Here is a 23,314-nt window from a genome sequence, read left to right as displayed (position 1 = left end):
ATAAGGGGGACTAAGTAGAGATGGACCAATCCAGAAAGGCACATATCATTTCTCATACTCACTGGGACCGCGAGTGGTATTTGCCGTACGAAAAGCACCATGTGCGGTTAATCGAGCTGATGGACAGCTTGCTTGAGACGATGGAAAAGGACTCGGAATACCGCAGCTTTTTCCTTGATGGCCAGACGATTATTATCGAAGATTATTTACAGGTAAGACCTGAGAAAAAAGAACAGCTGGAGAAGCTGATCACGGACGGCCGGATCATCATCGGTCCTTGGTACATCCTGCAGGATGCGTACCTGACCAGCAGCGAAGCCAACGTGAGAAATATGCAGATCGGGCACCAGGACGCAAAGCGTTACGGCACGGTTGCCAAAATTGGTTATTTCCCTGATACGTTTGGACTTACGGGACAAATCCCGCAGCTGATGTTCCAGTCCGGCATCGATAACGCCTTTTTCGGGCGGGGCGTGAAGCCGACGGGCTTTAACAATACCGTCTCCGACAGCGGTTATGAATCTTCGTTCTCCGAGCTGATGTGGGAAGGTCCGGACGGCTCCAAGGTGCTGGGCATCCTGTTTGCCAACTGGTACAGCAACGGCAACGAAGTTCCCGTGGATGAGGCCGAGGCGAAGGCGTTCTGGGACCGCAAGCTGGCGGATGCCGAGAAGTACGCTTCCACGCCTGAGCTGCTGTACATGAACGGTTGCGACCATCAGCCGATTCAGACCGATCTTCCGGAAGGCATTCGTACAGCGAAGAAGCTGTATCCGGATACGGAGTTTATCCACTCCAATTTCGACGATTACTTGAAAGCGGTCCGCGAGAAGCTGCCGCAGGATCTTTCCTCCGTCAAAGGAGAGCTCCGCAGCCAGCGCACCGATGGATGGGGAACGCTCGTGAACACCGCTTCGGCGCGCGTATACCTGAAGCAGATGAACCAGCGCGGCCAGACGCTGCTGGAAAAAGTGGCCGAGCCGCTGGCATCCTACGCCAGCCTGCTTGGCAAGGAGTATCCGCATCATCTGTTCACCTATGCGTGGAAGACGCTGATGCAGAATCATCCGCATGACAGCATCTGCGGCTGCAGCGTGGACGAAGTTCACCGCGAGATGGTCACTCGCTTCGAGAAAAGCGCCCACGTAGCGGAAAATATCGTGGACGACAGCGTGCGCGTCATCGCGGATGCGGTGGACACGACCGGATTCGAGCAATGGGGCACCGATCCGCTGCCGCTGGTCGTATTCAATACGACCGGTTGGGAACGCAGCGGCACGGTCAGCATCGAGCTGGACGCGAAACGCCTCTATTTCCGGGAAGGCTATTCGCTTGAGGAAACCAGCCGCCGGATGAAGGAAGTCGACTTGTCCGGCCGCGTGCTGGTTAACGCTCAAGGTCAAGCCGTGCCTTGCACCGTTGAGGACCTCGGACTTCAGTTCGGGTACGATCTGCCGGACGACCGTTTCCGCCAGCCGTACATGTGCCGCCGCGTGAGACTGACTTTCGAGGCAAGCGACATTCCTGCCATGGGCTTGACTGCCTATGCTTGGGTGAAGAGCGAAGTGAAGCCTGCCGAGGCGGGATCCCTGATCAGCCAGTCGAACGTGTTGGAAAATGAGCTGATCAAGGTCGAAATCCAAGCGGACGGTTCCTTCTCCCTGACGGATAAAAAGAACGGACAAGTATACCGCGATCTGGGCGTTTATGAAAATACCGGAGACATCGGTAACGAGTATATGTACAAACAGCCGGACGGCGAAGTTCCATTGACAACCAAAGGACTGACCGCCGAAATTACGGTTCTGGAAGACACGCCTTACCGGGCATCCGTTGAAATCGTTCATAACTGGTCCATTCCGGCTATGGCGGACAGCAAGCTGGATGAAGAGCAGCATGAGCTTGTGTATTATCCGAACCGCAAAGCGCAAAGATCAAGCGAGATGGTGCCGATGCGCATACGGACCGTGGTCAGCTTGAACCGCAGCGGCAAAGGCGTGGAGATCGAAGCCACGTTGGACAATCAGGCGAAGGATCATCGGGTGCGTGCATTGTTCCCGACCGATTTGGAGGCATTTTCCCATTACGTGGATTCCATGTTCGAAGTGGCGAAACGGGATAACGAACCGGCTGCCGAATGGGAGAACCCGAGCTACACGGCTCATCAACAGGCCTTCGTGGACGTTACGGCGGCTGCGGCAGGATTGACGGTGGCCAACCAGGGCTTAAACGAGTACGAAGTCCTGCGGGACGGTCGGAATACGATTGCCGTTACGCTGCTTCGCTCCGTAGGCGAGCTCGGCGATTGGGGTTACTTCCCGACGCCTGAAGCCCAGTGCATCGGCGTTCATACGGTACGTATGGAGGTCATTCCGCATCAGGGCGACGGCATCGCTTCCGGCGCTTATGCCGAGGCTTACCAGTTCCAGATTCCATGGACGGCTGCCCAGACCGGCGTTCATAACGGGCAGGTGGCTTCCACCTCTGCGCCGTTGGCATGGAGCCGCGAAGAGCTTGCATTCTCTTCCCTGAAAGTGAATCCTAACACAGGGGACTTGATGCTGCGCTGGTTCAATATGGCAGGCACAGATGCTGAGCTCGCGCTGACATCTTCCCTTCCGTCCCAGGGCGTGTATAAGAGTAATATTCTGGAGGAAGAGGGAGCGGTTCAAAGCTTTGACAATCATGGAAGCTTTACGCTGCCGGTGAAACCTTATGAAATCTTAACGCTTGGCGTTAAAGTTTCGGCCGAGTAAGTTTCGATCAACTATACGCCGGGCATGGTGATCCATCCCGGCTAGCAAAAGCCCGATTCCGAAATGACAGGGATCGGGCTTTGCTGTCTTGCAAAATGATAGTCAGAATCTCAAAAACAGAATGGAGGTATGGAGATGAAGATTTATTTTGATAACCTGCCGGAGAAGCTGCTTGAAGGGGTTGGCGAGCTCTCGGGCATATTGGATATCCGCATCACGGAGGGAGAGGGCCTAAAGATTCGGGTCATACAGGCTCCAGGACCGATTCAATTGTCATTAAAGGATGGGCAGGGGACGATCCGATACCAGGAGAAGATTCACTTTTTCCGTGCTTTAGGGGTGTTTCTGGAGCAGGCGAGGGAGCGTGACCGGTTCGAGCTGACCGAGGAGCCCAGGTTTGACTTCAACGGCACGATGATTGACGTTTCGCGCAATGGCGTGCTTAAGGTTCCGGTGATCAAGCAGTTTATCCGCTATATGGCTTTGATGGGGCTGAACGGGCTGATGATGTATACCGAGGATACGTACGAGGTGAAAGAGCAGCCGTATTTCGGTTATATGCGCGGCCGGTACACGGCTTCGGAAATGAAGGAATGCGACGATTACGCGGACCTGTTCGGCATCGAGATGATTCCGTGCATCCAGACCTTGGGGCATCTGCAGCAAGCGCTGAAATGGGGCTATGCCGCGGATATGAAGGATCATGCGGATATTTTGCTTGCAGGCGAGCCGAAGACGTATGCTTTCATCGAACAGATGATCACCACCGCATCCGGGATGTTCCGTTCCAAGCGGATTCACATCGGGATGGACGAGGCGTTTCAGGTCGGGCTTGGCAAGTATTTAAAATTGAACGGGGTCCAGGACCGGTTTCAGATTATGAATGACCATGTCAGCCGGGTGCTTGCCATTACCGAGCGTCTCGGACTCCGGCCGATGATCTGGAGCGACATGTATTTTAATTTGCTGGCCAACGATTATCAAGGTTCGCTGTACAATCTGGATGCGGATTTTTCCGACGATAATATAAGCCGCATTCCCCAAGGCGTCCAATTCGTGTATTGGGATTACGGACGTAGGGATGAACAGGGGTATGAGCGGCTGTATGAGAAGCATATGAAGCTGGGCTCCAAGCCGATTTTTGCCGGCGGCATTCATATGTGGAACAGCATTAGTCCGAACAACGGCAAGACCTGGATGACCAGCCATCCTGCCCTGCGCGCCGCCAAAACGAAAGGGATCCGCGAAGTCATCGCAACTGCCTGGGGGGATAACGGAAACGAAACCAACCACCTGGTCATCCTGGCGGGCCTCCAGCTGTTTGCGGAGCATGGGTACGGAGACGATATCAGCGACGAGCTTCTGGCAAGAAGGCTTGCCGCTTGCACGGGCATCGATTTGTTCGGATCGCTGAACGCACTGAAATATATGGATGAGGTTCCCGGCGTGTCGGAGGGAAATCACTGGATGGCCAATCCCTCGAAGTATTTGTTGTGGCAGGATCCTTTGCTGGGACTGCTGGACAAGCATGTGGAGGGGGAAGCGGATTCCGTGCTGCCTGGACATTACGCCGGGCTGGAGCAGAGATGGCGGGACTGCAAGGAACAGTACCCGGCACCGTTTAACCGCCTTTATGATTTCTATGAAAAATTGGCCTCGGTCCTCGTTATCAAGAGCACCCTGGGCGTTAAGTTGAAAAGGCTCTACGACACAGGCAACAAAGACCGGCTTGCTGAGCTTGCTTCCGCAGCGGATTCTCCGTTAAACGACCTGAAGCGGCGGATCGAGGCATTGCGTTTATCCCACAGGGCGCTTTGGATGAGCACGTATAAGCCATTTGGCTGGGAAGTGCTGGATCTCCGCTACGGCGGGCTTCTCGCGCGAATCTCCTCTACGCAGGACCGCCTTTCGGATTATGTGGGAGGCGTAGTCGAGGAAATCGAGGAATTGGAAGCCGACCGGATGCTCTTCGACCAGAATGGTCTAACCGACAGACCGCTGGAGGTTAATGTAACCTATCAGGCGGCCGTGACGGCGTCGAGCTTCATCTAATGAAAAAGCTGCTCTTCCAAGGTCACTGTAGACGCGTGGAGGGCAGCCTTTTTTCTAAGGGGCTTGGTTATGGCTTCTCCCCTTGTGTTTGTTCTTTCTCGTAGGCAATCAGCGTGATCTCTTTGCCCGTCAGCTCGGCAATTTTGGTTTCGGCGTCTTCAATTGCCTTCAAAGTGCCTTCATTTCCATTGAGCGCAGCGATTTTGTATTCATCCGAATGGATATCCATGGTGAACTCCCCCCTTGGCTGGTTATTTCATGTTATATAATGATAAGGTATCCTTTACAATACAGTTACATACCTGGGGGTGGGATTCATGATTCAATTTGAAGGACTGCACCATGTGAGCTTGGCGGTGCGCGACCTGGAGAAGGCGAAGTTTTTTTACTCGGACGTTCTCCAGTTTCGGGAGCTGCCGCGCCCGCCGTTTGATTCCAAAGGGGTCTGGTATGCCGTCGGGAACCAGCAGCTCCATCTGCTGGAGCATCCCGTCAGCGATACGCTGCGGGAGCGGGGCATCGATACAACGGACGGGCATTTCTCGATCTGGGTGAAGAGCTACCGCGAAACCAAGGAATGGCTGGACCGGATGAACGTCGAGTATGTAGCCAAACCCGACAGCGTAGCGGGCTTCGCCCAGATATTCGTGCTCGATCCGGACCGCAACATTATTGAATTCGGAGCCGAGTACGGCTCGTAAAACGCTAAACCTAAAAAAGCCAAACACTTGTGCAGTGTTTGGCTTTTTCATGGTCGCGCCTTATTTTTGGATGAGGACGGGGGTGTTCATTTTTACCTTGTCGTAGAGCCATCGCACGTCCTTGTTGTGCATCCGGATACAACCCGCGGATACGTATTTTCCGATCGAATTCGCGTTGTTGTTACCGTGGATGGCATAAGCGTAACTGGTTCGGCCGTTCACTTTCACACTGATGCCGAGCCAGCGGTCCCCAAGCGGGTTGCGCGGGTCTCCTCCCTTGATGCCTTCCTTGTAGTACGGTCTGTTCTTCACTTTTTCGTGGATTTTGAACAGTCCTTCCGGCGTATAGGAGGGCTTTTTGCCGGTGGCCACGGGGAATGTTTTTATGACCTTGCCTTTTTCGTAATACGTCAGCTTGTTGGTGGATTTGTCAATGACGATAAACTGTGCGTACTTGGTATACTTACTGTCCAGCTTCTGTCCTGCTGCCGCACCTTGAGTAACGGAGGGGAGAAAGAATACGAGCAGTAAGGCGAAGACCAGTATGCGGCCGATGCCCTTAATGATGTCCGATCACCTCTTTTCGTTCTCCCCCATATATATGCGGGGATTCGCGAATGTTGACGGAAATGTGCAGCCGCCGGAAAATAGAACAAGTTGTTTTCAAAGATCGAGCGACAGGGGCATTATGGGGCATTCCATCCAAAAAATGATAGTATCATGGCTGCGCTCAACTTGTCCTTTTCAGGGACTTTGCTGTAAGCGATCAGCGTAAATTACTGGAGGGCGTTTGAAAACGACATGAGTGTCGTTTATAATATGACATGAAAAACGACACCGGTGTCATTTTAAGGTCGAGGGTGGGGAGCATTATGTGTCCAAGGGTCAGCGACGAATACAAGCAGCAGAAAAAGCTTGAAATCTTGAGGGCAGCCAGGCGCGTCTTTATTAGGAAGGGTTATACCCGCACCGTGATGCAGGACATCATGGAGGAAGCCGGCATGTCCCGCGGCGCCGTGTACGCGTATTTTGGCAATGTGGAGCATGTTTTTCTGGAGGTTCTGCGTGATGACGATCAGGAGGCGCTCCGTTTTTTTGAACCGGATTCGCCACATTCGATATGGAAGCAATTGTTGGACTGGATCAAGAAACAGCAGGAGGACATCTCGCTGATCCATCACTCGCTTGTACTCGCCAGGGCGGAATACTTCCTGTCTTCCTCTTATGATCATGCGAAGCAAGAAGATCCCTATATTACCGAGCGCTATCAGATTACGGTCGAGGCTCTGTGCGGGGTCATCCGGAAAGGGCAGGAGCAGGGGGAGTTTCGGCCGCGTCTGGAACCGGAAGCCATCGCACGGTACATGATCTCGTTTCTCAACGGACTCATGCTGGATACCTTCCAGCTTGGGGCTGGGGTGACTTGCGTGCCGGAGCAGCTGGAGTCTTTCCTCTACTCTCTCGGCGAAATGCTAAATCCGATAACCATAGAATCATGATGACAGAAAGGGGCTTATAGCAATGCTGTTTGATTCTGCTAGATTGTCTTGTCGAAAAATGACCATGGATGACACGGAGCTGTATCATACCTGGCGCAATGACCTGGAAGTGATGCAATCCACCAGTCCCAGCTTGGATATTTACCAAATGGAGGAGACCAAGGACTTCGTTCAGCATGTGATCCGCGTCACTCCGTCCTCGAAGAGCTATCTGATCCAGGCGAAGGAAACAGGCCAACCGATCGGCATCATGTCGTTGGTCGGCATCGATTTCAAGAATCGCAATGCGGAATGCATCATCGACATCGGCGATAAGAATTATTGGGGCAGGGGATACGGCTCGGAAGCGATGAAGCTGCTGCTGGATTATGCCTTTTTGGAGCTGAATCTGCACCGGGTAAGCCTGAGGGTGTTCTCTTTTAACCATAAAGCGATCAAGCTGTATGAAAAAATCGGCTTCGTCCACGAAGGCAGCTCCAGACAGAGCTTGTACCGGAACGGGGCCTGGCATGACATTGTGCACATGGGGCTTTTGCAGAGCGAGTATACCGCCAACGGTTGATTTTCCCGCGCTTCCATAATAAGGTAGGTGTATGACGACAAAAGAGGGAATGGGAGAATCAATCATGTCCGAAAATGAAGTGTTATCGATTGAAGACCTGCGCATGAAATATGATAACCGTTATGTATTGAACGGGATTGATCTGAAGGTCAACCGCGGCGAGATGATAGGATATATCGGTCCGAACGGGGCGGGAAAGAGCACGACGGTTAAAATTATGCTTGGGCTGGTTGAAGGGTATACGGGAACGGTCCGCATATTCGGCCAGGACATTTCCGACGGGAATGTCGATTATAAACGGAGAATCGGGTATGTGCCCGAGGTGGCGGAATTATACGATCAGTTAACGGCCGCGGAATATCTGACTTTTATCGGCGAATTGTACGGACTTACATACGATGCTGCGGATTATAAGGCAAAACATTTGATGGACTGCTTTGATTTGGAAAAGGCTTACCATGCTCGGATCGCCACGTTTTCAAAAGGAATGCGGCAAAAGGTGCTGCTGATCTCGAGTCTCTTGCATGATCCGGATCTCTTGTTCCTTGATGAACCCTTAAGCGGGCTGGATGCAAACAGCGTGATGGTGGTCAAGGAGGTGCTGGCGCAGCTGTCGGCACAGGGCAAGACGATTTTTTATTCCTCGCATATCATGGACGTCGTCGAGAAAATCAGCAGCCGGATCGTTCTGCTCGCAGACAGCCGGGTGGTGGCGGACGGAACGTTTAAAGAGCTGCAGCAGCATTCCCATGAAGGGTCGCTGGAAGAGGTGTTCAATCAGCTGACGGGCTTCAATGACCATGCCAGCATCGCTGAGCGGTTCGTATCGATCGTTCGGGAGGGAAGCTGATATGGCGGGCCCGGAAGTTTCATTTCGAATGCTGAAGCTGCTGGATCGGTTCCAAGGGGGTATCTCGAGAATGGGCGTCGATTATGAAACGCTGCGGCGGATCCTGCATGTCAAGCTGCTGATGGACTCGAGGCGGGCACCCGTCATATTATCTTCAAACAGCCGGAAATCTGTAGAGCAGGACAAAAACCTGTTTGTCAGTTCCCTCTGGCTGTATGGCTTAATCGGGCTTGTCCTGACGCCGTTTGTGTTCTGGAGCGATCCGGAATATCTGATGCCGATGAGCATCCTGTCCGCTATCCTCATGTTCCTGATCATGACCTCCATGATTTCGGATTTCTCCTCCGTGCTTTTGGATGTGCGCGACCGCAGCATTCTGATGACGAAACCGGTCGACGGGCGCACGGTCGGCGTGGCCAGATCGATTCATGCGGGTATTTATTTGCTGCTTCTGACCGGAGCGCTATCGGCTGCTTCACTTGCCGTGGGGCTGTATAAGCATGGCGTGCTGTTCTTTCTGATCTGCATCCTTGAGCTTATTTTGATGAATATGCTCATTCTGGTGAGCACCACCTTGATTTATCTGGTGCTGCTGAAATATTGGGATGGAGAGAAACTGAAGGATCTGATCAATTATGTACAGATTGGGCTTTCCGCCACGCTGGCCATCGGCTATCAATTCGTGATCCGTTCGTTTGATCTGATTGATTTCAATTTGGTATTTACGCCGGCCTGGTGGCAGGCTCTGCTTCCGCCCGTATGGTTTGCGGCTCCATTCGAATGGATGTTCGGCGAGGGGAGCGGGTGGCTGATCGTCCTCTCCTTACTGGCCGTACTGGTTCCGATTCTGCTTATGGTGGTGTACCTTCGTTATATTCCATCCTTCGAGCAGTATCTGGAAAAGCTGGCGCATAGCGAAGCGGGAAAAGGGCGGGAGCGCGGTCGGTTTGACAGGCTTTTGGCCAAAATCGTATGCCGGTCCCGCACGGAACAGGCATGTTTCCGGTTATCTGCCAGCATGCTGAAGAACGAGAGAGAATTCAAGCTGAAGGTGTATCCTACGCTCGGGTTGTCCGTGCTGCTGCCCTACTTGTTCTTTTTCTCCACGATCCGTAATTCCTCCCTGGCGGAAATCGGCAGGGGATCGTCGTACTATGTGCTGCACGTCATGCTCATCATGATTGTAACCGTCGTGATGATGTTGAAATTCTCCGGCAAACCCAAGGCCTTCTGGCTGTTTGGGGCGGCCCCGATGCCAAGCATGAGTCCCTTATATCAAGGAGCTTTAAAAGCCTTTGCCATAAAAATGTTCCTGCCGTTGTTCACTGTGAATGCGATCGTATTCCTGATCATATTCGGTATTCGGATTCTCCCGGACGTTCTCATCATTCTTCTTACCGGCTTGGTGCTGATTCCTGTGTCGGCCAAGGCGATGCTGCGCCATCCGCCGTTCTCCCAAGCGTTTAATATGGCTCAGCAAAAAGACGGCTGGTGGGTGCTGCTGTTCATTATCGTTGTCGGCGGGTTATGCGGCTTGCACTATTTAAGTAGCACGGTTACCTACGGTATATCGGCCTATATCGTCGTGCTGCTTGTTGCCAATGGATTGGCTTGGACTAGGCTGTATAAGTGACTGCTTTTCTCATACACAAAAACATTCCGGCTAACAAGGCGCATCCTTTTGAAAGGTTGGGGACGAGAACGGAATAAAAGGGGAGGGGCATCCGGCGGATGCCTCTTCTTGGAATACAGATTAGTTGATCCTAACTTAATATCTAACCGTGTAAGGTTTATGTCAGAATAAAATAAATTCTGTCGTTCCTTGATGGTTGAACAGGAACGTAGGTTCGTATATAATAGAGTTATATCTAGTTATCTCCTTTTATAAACTCTACACTTCATAGATCCATGATGGATTCCCCCACATATGTATTTAATTACCTGTTGTTATGGCTACATGGCCTTATATAATCGACATAGATGATGATGTCAGGATGTTACGCATTGTGCGACACGAGTTTATTCTGGCTTAGTCATGTTCATAAGGTCGTGGATTCTTGATCATTGATGCTCGTTTTTTGTTTTGCGGATTGAACGTTGCAGTGTTTGCTTCGTTTTGGCGTTATAAGTTCCAGGCCGTTGTGCTTGGTCATTGTATACCAGCCGGAGCTATTGACGTCGTTCGATGTTATTGCATTTTTCATCAGAGCTTCCAGACATATAAGAAATGGCAGGCGCCATAGGAATTGACCTCAAGAACATGCATCATTCAGGGACGACTCGATAGAATCTGAGGCTGAAGATATACGTTTCTTAGAGACGTTATAACCATTCAGCTCAGCCAGGATGAATCGGGAAGTGGCGTTGTACACATTAAACCATTTCTTTACGGTGTAGGGAGGAAATCTTTGAATGGGAGCTATTTGGTTTATGGTGTTTTCGACTTTTGAAACACTGGCGATTTATTCACTGATCATGACATTGCTTAGATTTAAAACAACGGAGTACATATGGCAAGCCCTGCTGGTTATGATCCTTGCCAATCTACAGAGTTACATCATGCGGAATGAACTCTCGCTCGATTTTCTTGCCCCGCTTATTACGGTAATGATCTTTGTGTTCTTGTTCTCGGCCATCATTAAAATTCCAGTCATTTGGTCGGCGATTTGCACCATTATAGGCTATATGTTTTACGCGTTGATTCAAACCGTATATTTGACTACGGTGTTCGGATCGATCAATGCCATTCAGACCGATCCTGCCAAAGGTTACATCCTTCAAGTTCTGTCAGGAGCGACGGGACTGCTGATATCCTGGTTGATGTACAGGTTCGGTATCGGGTTTAAGTACGACCTGGAGAAGCTACGCATTAAATTTGAACATATTCTGTTGATCGCTTTAATTATCGTCGTGCTGATATTAATTGCCATTCTGTTTTACCTCAACCGCCTGTGGCTGCATCTTCTCTTCTTTGGAATCACATTTGGAATCTTCTTGTATTATGCCATCAATACAGAGGAGCGGGAGTCTTATGATCATAGAAGGACTGTCAGAGCGGATAGCGGAGAGGATCAAACGTCAGGTTCCTGATCATCCGTCCTCCGTTCCTGTTTTGAAGCACGCGCTCGCCATTCTATTCAACGTGATGTTCATTGTCGTATTCACGCTGCTTATTTCGATCTTCTCGGGTAACGTGAGAGAGGCGGTCATAGCCTTGACGGGCTTCGCAATACTGAGGCAATTCTCGGGAGGGTATCACCTTAAGACGGGGGCCGGCTGTATTGCGTTCACGACAGCACTGTTTACCTTGGTGACTTTTGTTGATATGGGGATTGCAGCTGTGCTCGTTATGAATGCGCTTAGTCTGTTGCTGGTTATGCTCTTTGCTCCCAGCCGAATCGAGAGACAATCCCGGATACCGAGCAAGCATTACTCTAAACTCCGCTTGATTAGCTGCTTCATCGTGATGTTCAATTTTGTCCTTCAGTCCCCAACATTGGCTGTCATATTTTTAATCCAGGCTATCAGTTTATTACGATGGAAAGGAGGACAAGCTCATGTTATGGATCCATAAGATTCGTCATCGTTATTTTTCGTTCATTGCATCTGCACTGACGTTGGTAGCCGTATTTGTCGTTAATACTGCAAGTCCCGTATTTGTGTACAGCGGAGAGACGCCGGAAGAACTTTTGAAGTAAATCTTGATCCAAATATACGGGGACTGGGGTACTCCAAATTTGTGGTGGGTTCATGGTTGTTGAATGAAATATGTATGGATCGTAATAGCCGGTGCCGGTTGGCGCCGGTTTTTATGATGCTTGAGGAGGCTACAGCTGAAATCATAGTGGTCGGATCCATCGAGGCTTCAAACATCGCGAGTTTTCTAGTAATGGATGCCAAGCCAATTAGGGTAAAATTGACATTGGTAAAAGAACGAGTGTTCGCATATAATACAAACAAACGTTCTTATCGAAGGTGGGTGCATCATGTTTGAGAAATATCTGGAGCAAACCGTAGAAATCATATACGAAGACCGTAAGGGCAACATTACCCAGCGCAAAATACAGATACACAGCGTTAAGGATCAGCGGATTCGGGCAACATGCCTAGAGTCGGGAAAGCCTCGGGTATTCAATGAAAACAACATCCTGTCCTGGAGGCCCCAGAAAGGCAGAGGTTCGCATGCTTCCTGATCTGGAACGAAAACTGCTCCGAATTTTGATCAACTATCCGGCGCATCGCAGCCGTGTCCCGACCTTGCGGTTACTTAAGTACCTTACGGGGCGTAAACCGAACGAAATTATGGAGGGTATAGCTTCATTGGAGGAACAAGGCTATATTATGTTTAAGAACAAGCGGGATTTGCAGAGCCTGATTGTGCTGAAAGAAGAGGCACAGCACGTTCAAAGAGTGGAAAGAGCTGCGGATTACTGGACGACACATTGAGTCGGCAGGAGGTATAGAGATGCCTGTGCTTAGAGATTGCACGGATGAGGGGACACGAGCCGAATTTCATTTTATATCCCGTATCCCTGGAAGGTACGAAGGGTGCCAAATCAACTTTAAATTTTATTTCGGTTGGACGAATCATAATTATATTACAGTAACTGCGGAATTTCCGTTGGACACACTGAATGGATTCAAATTAGATGGATTATATATGTCATTCGAAAAACATCTTTATCAATTAAGCTGGAGAAGAGCGAATCGGAAGGTATTTATGAGTTGGGCTTTTTTGGGTCTGATCAAGACTTCACGCTTACAGCTGATATAGACTCTGTCAGAAAGTTTGGTTCTCAATTTAAGTTGGAATGGAATCAAGCACCGATATTCGATTGATTTTTGCGTTTTTGGTAAGGGACAAAAGCCGGGTACCTGGCCCTCTTTTTCCCCCATCGTCCCCCGAGACTCGCTATACGCAGAAAAGCACGTCATACGTGCGACCGGTGCCTTTGAAAAGACCTACAAACCTATGAGACCATGCTTGATGATACGCTGTCTACGCTAAGTGAGAGAGAAAGAAGTGTATGTACGGTTGGACGAGTATAAAGCTAAGAATTCATGAATAAAGAGGGAAGAACGTGAAATCGTAACATGAAATCGAGGGTAGCAGATTGGATTGTTCTTGGGAAAAAGCGGTGGCACAAGAAAGAGATATCAACATAGTAACTTGGGCTGCATCTGCTTGAGGTGTAGCGAAAAAAGAAGGGCTTTTCGATGGCAGCCGCCCCGGAGATCCTTTGATTCGAGAAGAGGCGGCAATCGTCTTCCTCCGTTTGGAAAAAGTATTCTCCAGAAATTTGTTTTAGAGTCACATTATTAATATATGGTCACTTATGTATAAGCTTGGGGGATTAACTAAGTGTTTTGCTTAATTTCCAAGCCTATTTCGATTGCGGCTTGAATGGAGGAAGTTTTTAACGTGAGGGAGTTGGTTGCTGCCCCATTATATTTTTTTGATGATGTACCTATGAAAATGATTAGCGAAGTGGAATTCTGTGAATATACATGAGAGTAGTAGCCCGCCAACTACACTCAGGTTTTATTCCCTTCTATAAAAAAAGAAGAAGCTGTCGCGCAGTCATTTTTATGGCTTTTGTGACAGCTTCCTCTTTTTGTACGGTGTCATATGCTCCATTTTCCGTCCGCATTGACGGGAAGGAGAAAAAAACGTGGATAACAGAACCCGTGATATCCATGTGGTCAGCGCAGCATCGGTAAAAAGAACCTCGCTGGCTTAGGCTAGCGTTTTTTTTTGTTAATAAGAATATTGGCCCTAGCATTGCTTGAGTTTTTGAATACTTTGTATCGAGATCGTTGAAAGGAGGAGTCCTCATGGGTGAAGTTGGTTACGAAGGTGGATACGGCGGTAAAAACTCAGTCGGAGCAGTTCTTGTTCTCTTTATCTTGTTGGTCATCATTTTAGGTTCTTTCTGGGTATAATACTCCCCCGGATGACAAAGACCCTACGTGATTTGAACAGTTGTATTTATGTGAGAGGATCCCTACCGGCTTAGGCTAGCGGGGGTCCTTTTTCTTTGTCTTCTATCGGTGAAGTAGGGTATTAACAGCCTCCTGATCGATTTTACCCAGTAGCAAATCCTTTTCAATTGTTAAAAAGATCAGATATCCAAATGGCATGTATCTCTTTCGGAGCAGCGAAAAGACAAGTTTCTAGAGAGGTATAGGGAACAAATGAAGGAGCTTGATGCAATTGTTAAGAAATCGCGCTATATTATTAATGTTCCGGCAATGGTTTTAAACAAGAATGAAGAAGACGATTCAGATGATGTGATGGGGACGTTACATATGCACGCTGATTTTTTGAATGATTTTATTAATGAAATCAATGCTAAAGTTCCTGATTTAATTTTAACACTTGACGATTGGGAATTTGTACATGCACTTGATACAAATATTAAAATCTTGTCCGGATTTAATGCGTACTATCGCCATATAGATAGATATATAATGAGTGACGGTGTCCCAAGAATGAGGGATGTTATTCATAAATACTTACAAAAAGCTGAACAAATACATCTAGACCTTGATCATCATCAGGAAGTACTTATGGGTAATTATTATGAAATGCAAGATAGAGAATTCTTTAAGTCTAGAAAATAAAGTTCGTAAAAATCGGACTCCACAGCATTCCCTATCTTGTGCCCAGTTCCGCATTCTCACACGTGCTCTAATCCGCGGCTCGACGTAGACGAAATTGCGGTCCTCTCCGATAACTGACGATTATAACCTTTTTATGCGTAGGATTTGCGCCTAGCTCGAAAAAACCGGCTGGGCGCATTTTTGCGTTATCAAGTGCGGGTACGGGGCCGCCCTATTCTAAAAATAGACTGGACAAATGCGACGATCGACAAAGATAAATTCGGAATAAAATATACATAATTATACCATATAATGGTACAATTGTACTATATACACCAATAATATCTAAATGATACCATTAATATATAGTTAATGTAAATTAACTTTTATAAATATTTGGAGGTGTTAGCGTGGTTAGAATGGGAAAAAAAATTGTAATATTCTCTTCGATCATTGCAGCTTTTATGACTGTAGCAGCGCCAGTATCTGCAAGTCCTATCTCACAGACAGAATCTGAGATAACGCCTCAATATTGTAACCCATGTAAAGTAAAAGCGGGTTATATGTACCCAAAAAGTCAGTATAGCAGAGACTATTTCACGCCATTACATTACATTACAGTTGATGGAGTGGAGTACTTTTTTTGGTACATAGATGATGATAAATCTACAGCAACACATTGGTATACTGTTTGGAAAGAAGAATAACGAAAAATCCTTGGGGTTTGAATAACCTCAAGGATTTTTTGGCATACATAATAAGTCTGGGATGTAACAAAATTGCGTAAATGTTTTAACATCACGTATGGATTCTCTTAAGGGAACTGCCCCTATCAGTTAATGTTGATAGGGCTTCTATTTTTTACTAATCAAAGAATTAATTCATTCGCCAGCAACATGCCCTTTCCTCTATTTTACATTGATACAAGAACTAATGTTCGCATATAATGCAAACGCAGGTTCCTGTTTTATTAAAGGATAGGTATAGATTGAGGTCACGGCAGCATGTTGTTATGTTGGTGGACTGCCAATCTTTTTACGTCAGTGTGGAAAAAGCCGAGCACCCGGAATATAAGAAACCGTCCCTTGGTGATTGCTGGTGATCCAGAAAGGCGCCCAGGCTTCTCCAGACAAATGAAGATGGATGACCCTTCCAGCATCACCATGCAAGTATACCGCTAGGCCTGCAAGTTGTTGTCGGAGCATTGTGATGGCCTGTCGGGAGAGACAGATGGCGCACGAGCGAACAACCGATGCCCTAAATATGGAAATTCAATAAGAAGGTTATAGGCGTAGACCGTAAAACAGCGGTCCGTGAAATCCAAAAGGCGGGGTATGCTACCGATCCAAAGTATGCTAATAAGCTGATCACAATTATGGATGAGTACAACCTGTATCAATACGATACGGTAAAAGGAGATGCGGGGAAGGTGCCTGATCAAAAAGAACGTGATATTAATGTGGTAAGTCCATGAGCGGCGGGAACTTGGGAAGAGATGACCAAGAACGGTTATTTAGACGGCACGTTGCCAGGGCTCTTAATCACAAGAGAACAAGCGGCTGTATCTAATCGATTGCGCAAGAACATTCTTAAGCTCATCGGAGGTAATACAGGACGAATCGTGGAGTTAGAAAAACAACTTCAAGCCATTGAAGCCGAGAAATAAGTGAAGACCCTACCAGTTATGTGCTGGTAGGGTCTTTTTTACGTAGGTCTTTTGATTGAATTGATTACTTAATGAGATAGGAAATTATAAAGTAGCAAATGAAGCCTAGGACAAAAATTAAAATCAATTTTAATATCTTCATTCGACTTCCTTTTTGTAATGAATTTGTATAACAAACACTCTTGTATTATTAGCTTAACTTTATCACTTTTAAAAAATATCAGCCCCCTTATCCATAAGGGGGCTGATCAAGATCAGTAATAACCTAACCGAAATTATTAAAAGCTTGAGAAATTAAAAAGTAACAGAGGATCAGAACAATTACTATGGATAAAACAACCGCCAAAATTATTTTAGTAACTTTATTCATTTAGTTCCCCTCATCATGTTGTATTCTTCTCGCTAATATTACAATTGTCTTGAATCTCCCCCGGAGTTCCCTGCAACATCGCCCCAAGTGTGTAATTCATGGGTCCCCACAACCATCCCGAATTCCTTCCAGATGAAGTTCCACTTCATTGTAGCATACTTAAAAATTTTCCGCTTGTTATCAGATGTATATGGATTGCTTTCTTTAATTGAAAGGTCAAGCAATGGAATGTAGTTTTTTACAACTTCACATCCATGAGATACTATGCCAACTATTTCACTGTAGTTTGTTTTTACTTCTTTAACTTCATATCTAACGTAAATTGTAGCTTGTACAACGTCTAGTCCTTGAACTGTTGATACTGGATTCACACGAGCGGTGTAATATCTGACGTCTCCAACGGCAGCAGGGGAAATTTCATTTTGCTCATCAATACGTATCTCTGTAGCCCCATCATGTATAACCAGAGTTCCTTTTTCTTCAGCCGCAACTTGAAATCCGGTTACAATCTCATTTACCTTCTCAGGATCGCTTATAATATCAACGAATTCTTTTTGTTTTTCATATGGCAATGCTTTAAATTTTTCGAGGAACTCGAGAGGTGTTTCCTCATCAGAATTATTCGCGATGCTGAAGTTCGAAAATGCTTCTGCTCTTTCCTCAAGGTATTGAATGTATTCTTCTGGAGTATCAATATCAGCAGGTGAAAGCCCGCTAGTTGCTCCTACGGTAGCAGGAAACAACCCAAAAACCAAGACGACAGCTCCGATTAGACCAAGTAACTTTCTTTTCATAAGTGATAGTGACTCCTTTTAGATTATATTTTCTTGAACAGCAAATTATTCTCTGGTCCCCCTTTACAGCTTTTTTTGCGTCAATTTTGCGGCAACAAATAAACTCGTTAGGGATAGACATGCTCTTAAAATTAGAAAAAAGCCCTTGCTACGCAAGGACTCTTAGTGATGATCTGTAGTGGGCTCGAACCACTGACCCCTACCCTGTCAAGATAGTGCTCTCCCAGCTGAGCTAACAGATCATGAAATATTTAAAAAGGTAATTCATATATTACCAGCAGACAAGGCGGCTGTCAATGGTTTAGTCGTTATAAAATACCACGTTCCGGTTCAGACTAAATACAGCATGATTTTGCCAATGAAGGAGCGTGAATGGCATGACAGGTGGGAAATCCTATCGTTTCAAACGAGCAGGAATGGTGTTTTCGTTATTGGCGGTATCTATGGCGGGCGGCGGCTGCAGTGTCCCGGAAAGAACATCGGTGCAATTGGAGCCGCTGCATGCCCCTGCAGCGCCCGTGATGCTGGATGTGTATGGACGTTCCGTGGATCAGGACGTATATTCCAAGCAGGGAAACGGGGCGCTGGAGCCGGTATCCCCGATGGATGCGGCAGACACGTTAAGGGATCTCCATCCATAAAGAGCTCCAGGACGGCTTTGTGCCTAAAACGGCGCCAACCATCATGATGATCTCTGCACGAACAGTGAGCAGAACAAACCGCCGGCTGGCAGGCTGGCGGTTTGTCGTAAGACGGCCGATGCTATTCCTCATCCCATTTGCGGGAATAACCTTTTTTGATCGTCCAGAAGGTGGGATAGATGATCAGGGCAGCAATGACCACAGCCCAAAATATCGTGGCTCCCATGCTCATAAAGGCAATGCTCCTTTCATGAAGACGTTAGCTTCTACTACTATACAGGAAAACGAATATTTTGTATAATATCTCGACCTGCGATATCACGAGGAATTGATTCTACATAAAGAGGTGTTGAAATGGCAGCAGAAATCATCAATGTATCAACGGAAGAGCAGTTGCAGCAGGCGCTGGATATCCGAAAGGATGTGTTTGTCCTAGAACAGAAGGTGCCGATCGATTTGGAGATCGATGATTACGACCGCCTGGAATCGGATGCACACCATATCTTGATCAAGTCGGAGGGGCAGTACGCCGCAACCGGGCGTATTACCTATTACAATAAGGATTCCGCCAAAATGCAGCGGATCGCGGTCCGGAAGCCGTTCCGTTCCAAAGGGATTGGCCGTGTGCTGATGATGGCGCTGGAAGCGCAGGCTCGTGAACTAAAGCTGCAATATTCCGTGCTCGATGCACAGGTGCAGGCAGAGGCCTTTTACCGCAAGCTGGGGTATGAGACGATTTCGGACGAGCCGTTTGATGATGCAGGCATTCCCCATGTTCGAATGAAAAAGGAATTGTAAGCTTCTAACCAAACCAAACAAGATGCCGGTCATTCCGCATCGTCCCCAAAAAAGAAAAGACCTCGAGCCGGCTCGAGGTCTTTTTGCGCATGAATTAGAACGTCGGCAAATTGTCAAGGTTGTTGCTGGGATCGCCATCCGCATTGGAACGAAGATGTTCGTCTCCATCACGTCCACGGAATACGTTCAGGTTCTTGATTTCCTTATTCTTGGCCATCTGTTGGGCCGTCTTGTAGTCTACGACGCTGCCGTTATCCAGCTTAAGTTCGATGATGTCGCCATCACCATTTTTGCGTACGCCTACAACTTCTTGTTGTCCTTGATCCATATGAATCGCCTCCCGGCCTTATTATTCCCGGGAAGCCTCGTAAACTATGCATTGACGTTTATTGAACTACAGTTCGTATACCCGCTGCTGCTCCACGAATTCCATGTTTCCGGTCTTGCCGATGAAAGCTTCGACCTCATCACTGTAATGCATCAGATAGGTACGCTCCTGAATTTCTTGGGGCAGGCTGAGCAGTTCATCGAGTGTCGTGTGCACCTCGCCCGGGCCCTGCAGCTGGCATTCATGCAGAATTACTTCGCAATCCCGTTCCTTCACCAGTTGCTTCAGCAGGATGGGGTCGAATACCATGTCCGCGCTGTAAAAAATCCGATCGTTCAAATATAGCGAATAGCTGTCTTTGCCCGGAATATGCTGCGTATGAATCAGCTCCACCGAGATTCCGGATGAAATAGCGGCCTTCACGCCCGGTTTCAAAGGATGCACGTCAAATACATCCTGGAGGGAAGAAATATGTCCCTGCTGATATAAGCCGCCCTTGAGTGTATGTTCCCATATCGGTTCCACCAGCGCTTCAGCAATATAGAGCGGGAGTTTGCGATTGTATTTCATCTTCATAATAAATGCAAGCTCCTCCAGCCCGCCAACATGGTCGGCATGAATATGCGTGATGAGCACGGCGTCCACATCGTTAAACGTCTTATTCATCTGATGCAGCGCCAACGGGGCAGTGATTCCGCAGTCGATGAGCAGCGTGAAATTCCCGTCATGTATCAGTGCGTTATTGTTATAGTAGTTCTTGGCAAACGCACTGCCGGTGCCAAGCATTTGCAATGTTAGTGTCAATGGATGAAACCTCCTGATGAAATGATGTATAGTCCAAGTATGCTTATGTGTATTTTAACGAATTTCTTATGTATTTACACGGAGTATATGCTTGAAACGGAGCCTTAATGCTGCAAAAATCGTGATAAGATCAAGCCTTGAACCACGAGAAAAAAATTTTACCACAAAGTGCAAAATTGTCCGCAACTTGTTTTTTGACATGTAGTATACACATATAACAACAAGAAGAGCCAATGGAGGGAACGTATGAAATGAAGTGGAAAAAAGTGATGGCATGTATGCTAGTGCTCTCTTTAATGGGTGGCAGCACCCTTTTGTTTGCGGATTCTGTCAATGAGCGTGTTCGGGTTTGGCTGAACGGACGCGAATTGAAGGATGGCGGATATTTGATTGATGGCAAAACCTATGTGCCGGTCCGGGAATTTGACGGGGCTGTGGACTGGAATTCGGCGAATGGACAAGTCCAGGTCGTCAAACCGAATGTGCATATTTTTCTCTTTAAAGGAGATACTGTATTCGGCAACGTAAACAAAGGCAAGCTGAAATTCAATGTATTTAGCCAGGTAGACAGCTTAAACAACAATATTCATGCCGTAAAAGTAGCGATTGAGGATCCTTCGGGCAATATCAAGGACATCCAGTCCCAGGAAGTGAAGGACCGCAAGGATAACTTCTGGTTCCGAACCTATGATTTCACGTACGATTTCAAAACGGCCGGCAAATACTCGGTAGGCTTTTATGTAAAAGTCAAATCGGATGACGGTTTTGTGAAAGTTGCGGAGAAAGTGATTACCGCCCTAAATTGATGGGGCCATAGCCGCTTGGCAAAAATTGACCTGAAGAAGCTATCCGTGATACGATACGAAAGTATGATAATTTAACCGAAGTGAGGTTTTTTCAATGAGCGAACACAAACATGAACACGGAGATGCTTGCGGCTGCGGTCACGACCATGACCACGACCACGAACATGAAGAGTTTGTGCTGACATTGACGGATGAAGAAGGAAAAGAAGTAGAGATGGTTCTCGTGGAGACATTTGATGTCGGCGAGAAGCTTTACGCGCTTTTGCTTGAACGCGAGAATCCGGAAGCGGACGGCGTCATTCTACGTATGGAAGAAGAGAACGAGGAAATGGTTCTTTACAATATTGAGGACGAAGACGAATGGAATGAAGTAGAGGCGGTTTACAACGAACTGGTCGCTGCTGCAAACCAGGAATAACACTCCTTAACGAAAAACCCGGTGCGAACCACTCGCACCGGGTTTTTTGTAGTTGCTGCCTTAGAATATAGGATCCGTTTCCACGATGACTTTCACATTCTGAATGCTGCGGTCCTCAGGACCTTTGACAGGCAGGCCGACATCGACATGATCGGTAATGTAATCGATGTTTTCTTGGGAAATCACTTCGCCCGGAAGCAGGATCGGAATTCCCGGCGGGTAGACATAGATGAATTCGGCAATAATGCGTCCGGCCGATTCCTTGAACGGCACGACCTCCGTATCCCCATAAAACGCATCGCGGGGAATGAGGGACAGTTGCGGAATTTCCGGCGTTTTCACGACCAGCTCATTAATTTCGTTCACGTGCATGTACTGGTCCGAAAGCTCGCGGAGCGCCGTCAGCAAAATATCGATCGTCTCCCGGTTGTCCCCCGGTGTAATGAGGCACAAAATGTTGTACATATCGCTGAGCTCCACTTCAATATTGTAGTGGTCCCGCAGCCAGTTCTCGGTTTCGTATCCCGTAATGCCAAGATGGCGTACATGAACCGTCAACTTGGTCGGATCATAGGAGTACGTTGCTTCTCCGCCCAATATTTCCTTCCCGAAGCAGTACAGGCCTTCGATTTGGTTGACTTCGTTTCGTGCATATTCCGCCAATTCAATCGTCCTTGCAGCCATTTCCCGTCCATGCAGCGCCAGGCTCCGGCGAGAAGTATCCAGCGATGCCAGCAGGATGTAGGAGGTCGACGTTGTGGTCAGCATACTGATGATGGTCTGCACGCGGTAAGGATTGATGTATCCGTTTTTGGTGTTCACGTTCAGCACGGAGCTTTGGGTCATCGATCCGCCGAGTTTATGAACGCTGGTGGCAGCCATATCGGCACCGGCTTCCATCGCCGACATCGGAAGTTCTTCATGAAAATGGATCAGAACTCCGTGCGCTTCGTCCACAAGTACGGGAACGTTGTAGCTGTGGGCCAAATCGACGATTTCCTTCAGGTTAGCGCTCACCCCGAAGTACGTCGGATTGATGACCAGTACGGCTTTGACGTCAGGGTGACGCTTTAGCGCTTTCCGTACGGAGCTGATGGTGATCCCGTGATCGATCCCCACATTGGAATCCTGGGCAGGCGACACGAACACAGGCTTGGCACCGGTAAAGATGATGGCGGAAAGCACGGATTTATGGACGTTGCGCGGTACGATGATTTTATCGCCGGGCGAGCATACCGACATGATCATGGTCATGATCGCTCCGCTTGTCCCTTGGACACTGAAGTAAGTGTGGTCGGCACCGAATGCGTCGGCGGCCAGCTTCTGGGCTTCTTCAATGACGCCTGTAGGCTGATGCAAATCATCCAGCGGCGCTATATTGATCAAATCTATAGAAAAGGCGTTATCCCCTATAAATTCCCTGAATTCGGCATCGGTGCCGAGGCCCTTCTTATGTCCCGGAATGTGAAATTGCACGGGGTTTTTGGCCGCGTGTTCTTTCAGCGCGGTGAAGAGCGGTGTACGACTGTGGTCCATGGACGCTGTCACAACCTTTCCTTATGTTTATTTTCTTATGATTTGTCGGTTTCTGTTTTTATATAAACAAAATTGAGTATAGCAAAATAGGGGGGGAATGCAAGAAGAATGACCGGCTTTTTTTGCACGG

The 23,314-nt window shown here is 47.9% G+C and carries 27 protein-coding genes and 1 tRNA gene; 21 read left to right on the top strand and 7 right to left on the bottom strand.

The features are described 5' to 3' along the window. Positions 1-20: 20 nt before the first annotated feature. Both BMX45_RS25750 and BMX45_RS25745 read left to right on the top strand, forming a co-directional pair. A complete protein-coding gene (locus BMX45_RS25750) occupies positions 21-2,756 on the top strand; it encodes an alpha-mannosidase (protein WP_090913022.1) in 2,736 nt (911 codons plus the stop codon). A 135-nt stretch (positions 2,757-2,891) separates the two neighbouring features. After that, entirely contained in the window at positions 2,892-4,808 is a 1,917-nt protein-coding gene (locus tag BMX45_RS25745; protein ID WP_090913020.1) for a beta-N-acetylhexosaminidase, read from the top strand. Positions 4,809-4,875: 67 nt separating this feature from the next. Here BMX45_RS25745 and BMX45_RS31460 read toward each other — a convergent pair whose 3' ends face one another. Continuing rightward, positions 4,876-5,037: a hypothetical protein gene (locus tag BMX45_RS31460; RefSeq protein WP_015734281.1), complete on the bottom strand. Its 162-nt coding sequence runs from the start codon at positions 5,035-5,037 to the stop codon at positions 4,876-4,878. An 88-nt stretch (positions 5,038-5,125) separates the two neighbouring features. Between BMX45_RS31460 and BMX45_RS25740 the strand changes: the two genes are divergently transcribed. After that, the gene (locus BMX45_RS25740) at positions 5,126-5,509 is read left to right on the top strand and encodes a VOC family protein (protein WP_090913018.1); all 384 of its coding nucleotides are present in this window, start codon (positions 5,126-5,128) and stop codon (positions 5,507-5,509) included. Positions 5,510-5,569: 60 nt separating this feature from the next. Here the strand turns inward: BMX45_RS25740 and BMX45_RS25735 are convergent, their stop codons facing one another. After that, positions 5,570-5,944 carry a L,D-transpeptidase gene (locus tag BMX45_RS25735; RefSeq protein WP_302847930.1) on the bottom strand — a complete coding sequence of 125 codons (375 nt, stop codon included), beginning with the start codon at positions 5,942-5,944 and terminating at the stop codon, positions 5,570-5,572. A 437-nt stretch (positions 5,945-6,381) separates the two neighbouring features. Between BMX45_RS25735 and BMX45_RS25730 the strand changes: the two genes are divergently transcribed. The 14 genes from BMX45_RS25730 to BMX45_RS31455 all read left to right on the top strand — a co-directional run bounded on the left by BMX45_RS25730 (position 6,382) and on the right by BMX45_RS31455 (position 16,689). Further along, positions 6,382-7,008 carry a TetR/AcrR family transcriptional regulator gene (locus tag BMX45_RS25730; RefSeq protein WP_090913014.1) on the top strand — a complete coding sequence of 209 codons (627 nt, stop codon included), beginning with the start codon at positions 6,382-6,384 and terminating at the stop codon, positions 7,006-7,008. A gap of 22 nt (positions 7,009-7,030) precedes the next feature. Next, complete coding sequence (locus tag BMX45_RS25725) at positions 7,031-7,570, top strand: GNAT family N-acetyltransferase (RefSeq protein WP_090913011.1); 540 nt, start codon at positions 7,031-7,033, stop codon at positions 7,568-7,570. A gap of 64 nt (positions 7,571-7,634) precedes the next feature. After that, complete coding sequence (locus tag BMX45_RS25720; RefSeq protein WP_090913009.1) at positions 7,635-8,420, top strand: ABC transporter ATP-binding protein; 786 nt, start codon at positions 7,635-7,637, stop codon at positions 8,418-8,420. Position 8,421: 1 nt separating this feature from the next. Continuing rightward, positions 8,422-10,053 carry a hypothetical protein gene (locus BMX45_RS25715; protein ID WP_090913007.1) on the top strand — a complete coding sequence of 544 codons (1,632 nt, stop codon included), beginning with the start codon at positions 8,422-8,424 and terminating at the stop codon, positions 10,051-10,053. A 779-nt stretch (positions 10,054-10,832) separates the two neighbouring features. Continuing rightward, positions 10,833-11,510: a hypothetical protein gene (locus BMX45_RS25710; RefSeq protein WP_090913005.1), complete on the top strand. Its 678-nt coding sequence runs from the start codon at positions 10,833-10,835 to the stop codon at positions 11,508-11,510. Beyond that, on the top strand, positions 11,452-11,994 hold the full coding sequence (locus BMX45_RS25705) for an accessory gene regulator ArgB-like protein (RefSeq protein ID WP_051425425.1): 543 nt from the start codon (positions 11,452-11,454) through the stop codon (positions 11,992-11,994). The genes BMX45_RS25710 and BMX45_RS25705 overlap by 59 nt, the downstream gene beginning before the upstream one ends. Beyond that, positions 11,978-12,118: a cyclic lactone autoinducer peptide gene (locus tag BMX45_RS25700; RefSeq protein ID WP_090913003.1), complete on the top strand. Its 141-nt coding sequence runs from the start codon at positions 11,978-11,980 to the stop codon at positions 12,116-12,118. The genes BMX45_RS25705 and BMX45_RS25700 overlap by 17 nt, the downstream gene beginning before the upstream one ends. Positions 12,119-12,406: 288 nt before the next feature. Then, on the top strand, positions 12,407-12,613 hold the full coding sequence (locus BMX45_RS25690; RefSeq protein ID WP_090912998.1) for a hypothetical protein: 207 nt from the start codon (positions 12,407-12,409) through the stop codon (positions 12,611-12,613). After that, positions 12,603-12,866 (top strand): helix-turn-helix domain-containing protein, encoded by a 264-nt coding sequence (locus BMX45_RS25685; RefSeq protein ID WP_090912996.1) that lies wholly within the window; start codon positions 12,603-12,605, stop codon positions 12,864-12,866. The genes BMX45_RS25690 and BMX45_RS25685 overlap by 11 nt, the downstream gene beginning before the upstream one ends. Before the next feature lie 1,389 nt (positions 12,867-14,255). Beyond that, a complete protein-coding gene (locus BMX45_RS31620; protein WP_192569185.1) occupies positions 14,256-14,363 on the top strand; it encodes a sporulation protein YjcZ in 108 nt (35 codons plus the stop codon). A gap of 252 nt (positions 14,364-14,615) precedes the next feature. Further along, positions 14,616-15,044 (top strand): hypothetical protein, encoded by a 429-nt coding sequence (locus tag BMX45_RS25675; RefSeq protein WP_090912994.1) that lies wholly within the window; start codon positions 14,616-14,618, stop codon positions 15,042-15,044. A gap of 389 nt (positions 15,045-15,433) precedes the next feature. Further along, positions 15,434-15,730, top strand: coding sequence for a hypothetical protein (locus BMX45_RS25665; RefSeq protein WP_090912992.1), 297 nt, complete (start codon positions 15,434-15,436; stop codon positions 15,728-15,730). Positions 15,731-16,284: 554 nt separating this feature from the next. Further along, complete coding sequence (locus BMX45_RS32285; RefSeq protein WP_368087183.1) at positions 16,285-16,497, top strand: glucosaminidase domain-containing protein; 213 nt, start codon at positions 16,285-16,287, stop codon at positions 16,495-16,497. 21 nt (positions 16,498-16,518) lie between these two features. Beyond that, positions 16,519-16,689, top strand: a complete 171-nt coding sequence (locus BMX45_RS31455) for a hypothetical protein (protein WP_175495205.1) — start codon at positions 16,519-16,521, stop codon at positions 16,687-16,689. Between the two features lie 408 nt (positions 16,690-17,097). Here BMX45_RS31455 and BMX45_RS25660 read toward each other — a convergent pair whose 3' ends face one another. Then, positions 17,098-17,853: a hypothetical protein gene (locus BMX45_RS25660; RefSeq protein WP_090912990.1), complete on the bottom strand. Its 756-nt coding sequence runs from the start codon at positions 17,851-17,853 to the stop codon at positions 17,098-17,100. Between the two features lie 169 nt (positions 17,854-18,022). Beyond that, positions 18,023-18,095, bottom strand: a tRNA-Val gene (locus tag BMX45_RS25655). A 135-nt stretch (positions 18,096-18,230) separates the two neighbouring features. On the opposite strand from BMX45_RS25655, the gene BMX45_RS25650 reads away from it, so the two are divergent. Together BMX45_RS25650 and BMX45_RS25645 are read left to right on the top strand one after the other, a co-directional pair. Next, complete coding sequence (locus BMX45_RS25650; protein ID WP_090912988.1) at positions 18,231-18,494, top strand: hypothetical protein; 264 nt, start codon at positions 18,231-18,233, stop codon at positions 18,492-18,494. 354 nt (positions 18,495-18,848) lie between these two features. Continuing rightward, entirely contained in the window at positions 18,849-19,292 is a 444-nt protein-coding gene (locus tag BMX45_RS25645; RefSeq protein WP_090912986.1) for a GNAT family N-acetyltransferase, read from the top strand. A gap of 94 nt (positions 19,293-19,386) precedes the next feature. Here BMX45_RS25645 and BMX45_RS25640 read toward each other — a convergent pair whose 3' ends face one another. Continuing rightward, positions 19,387-19,620: a DUF3892 domain-containing protein gene (locus BMX45_RS25640; RefSeq protein WP_036665947.1), complete on the bottom strand. Its 234-nt coding sequence runs from the start codon at positions 19,618-19,620 to the stop codon at positions 19,387-19,389. Positions 19,621-19,686: 66 nt separating this feature from the next. After that, a complete protein-coding gene (locus BMX45_RS25635) occupies positions 19,687-20,424 on the bottom strand; it encodes an MBL fold metallo-hydrolase (RefSeq protein WP_090912984.1) in 738 nt (245 codons plus the stop codon). A 251-nt stretch (positions 20,425-20,675) separates the two neighbouring features. On the opposite strand from BMX45_RS25635, the gene BMX45_RS25630 reads away from it, so the two are divergent. Together BMX45_RS25630 and BMX45_RS25625 are read left to right on the top strand one after the other, a co-directional pair. Next, complete coding sequence (locus tag BMX45_RS25630) at positions 20,676-21,230, top strand: copper amine oxidase (protein ID WP_015734300.1); 555 nt, start codon at positions 20,676-20,678, stop codon at positions 21,228-21,230. Positions 21,231-21,324: 94 nt separating this feature from the next. Beyond that, positions 21,325-21,648 carry a DUF1292 domain-containing protein gene (locus BMX45_RS25625; RefSeq protein ID WP_009589641.1) on the top strand — a complete coding sequence of 108 codons (324 nt, stop codon included), beginning with the start codon at positions 21,325-21,327 and terminating at the stop codon, positions 21,646-21,648. A gap of 60 nt (positions 21,649-21,708) precedes the next feature. Here BMX45_RS25625 and BMX45_RS25620 read toward each other — a convergent pair whose 3' ends face one another. Further along, entirely contained in the window at positions 21,709-23,184 is a 1,476-nt protein-coding gene (locus tag BMX45_RS25620; RefSeq protein WP_090912983.1) for an aminotransferase class I/II-fold pyridoxal phosphate-dependent enzyme, read from the bottom strand. Positions 23,185-23,314: the final 130 nt, after the last annotated feature.

The organism is Paenibacillus sp. cl141a (assembly GCF_900109305.1).
GTDB lineage: Bacteria > Bacillota > Bacilli > Paenibacillales > Paenibacillaceae > Paenibacillus_AQ > Paenibacillus_AQ lautus_A.
This window is presented reverse-complemented; position numbering and strand designations above follow the sequence as displayed.